The sequence below is a fragment of the Ruegeria sp. AP12 genome (assembly GCF_056540025.1).
In genome coordinates this window covers 1-1,073 of sequence record NZ_JBQFVZ010000096.1, presented here as the reverse complement: position 1 = coordinate 1,073, position 1,073 = coordinate 1, and the positions used below count along the sequence as shown (strand labels likewise).

Genomic DNA, 1,073 nt, shown 5'->3' with positions numbered 1-1,073 from the left:
ACCAAATCTCCATAAGTTGTTGATTTGACTTTATCCCCTTAACTTACAAGGGCTTAGAAACGAGTCTGTTACAGTGAGGTGTTACAGTGAAGGCGCTTGAGAAGATGCCCAGACACCCCAGACTCTATCGACGTGGCGACGTCTACTACCATCGCGCAGCCATCCCTGCAGACATCGCGGCAAGCTATCCGAAGACTGAAGAAACGTTCTCTTTGAGAACCAAGGACCATGCTGATGCTATTCGGAAGGTTCGTGTCGCAGCCGCTGAAGTCGACCAACGATTCGAAGCCCACCGACGCTGGATCGAAGCCCAAGGACGGGAAACTGTAGCTGAACTGACCTCCGATCAGATCAACAAAATCAAGGCCGTGTACTATCATTTCCGGCTGGAAGAAGATGAAGAAACGCGCCTAGATGGCTTCCGTTCCGCTGAAACACCCAAGTTGACGCCGGAAAGAGCCATAGCTGACCCACGCTATAGCTTCGGCGAATACACGGAACTCAACGACTTTAGCCAAGAGGAAACGCGCTCTGCATATGCGCAAGGCCAACAGGACAGCTTCTTCAAGAGTGAGGCCGAGGAAGTTTTGACTTGGGACGGGGTCAGCATCAATCTAGCCAAAGATTCCCCTTCATGGCCGCGTTTGATCAGAGCGCTACAGGAAGCGACAATCAAAGCTGCAGAGGCCATTCAGTCGCGCAATGCTGGCGACGTAGTGGAAACCCCAGAGAGGCCCATGGGCGCCCCGCTGATGCTCTCTCAGGGGCAATTGCTTTCCGAGCTATTTGCTGAGCGAAAATCCGAAGCGATACGGACCGACGATTGGAACACCAAGCTACAAGACGACTACACCACTTGGACGGAGCTGTTCATAGAAGTGGCAGGCGACCGCCCAATACTCCAATACAAGAAAACTGACGCATCCCATTTCAAGAAACTGTTGATGGCCCTGCCTACCAACCGCAACAAGATCAAGGCAACCAAAGGGAAATCAGCAAGTGAGGCGGCGGCGATTGCTAAGCAACAAGGTTTAGCCTGCCTCAGTATTTCCACGATCAACAAAGCACTTGGA

1 protein-coding gene is annotated in these 1,073 nt (G+C 52.2%); it reads left to right on the top strand.

Translation table 11 applies throughout. The features are described from left to right. Positions 1-86: 86 nt before the first annotated feature. Positions 87-1,073: DUF6538 domain-containing protein (locus tag ACR0E6_RS21480; RefSeq protein WP_480587120.1), on the top strand; the 987-nt coding region annotated here is incomplete at its 3' end.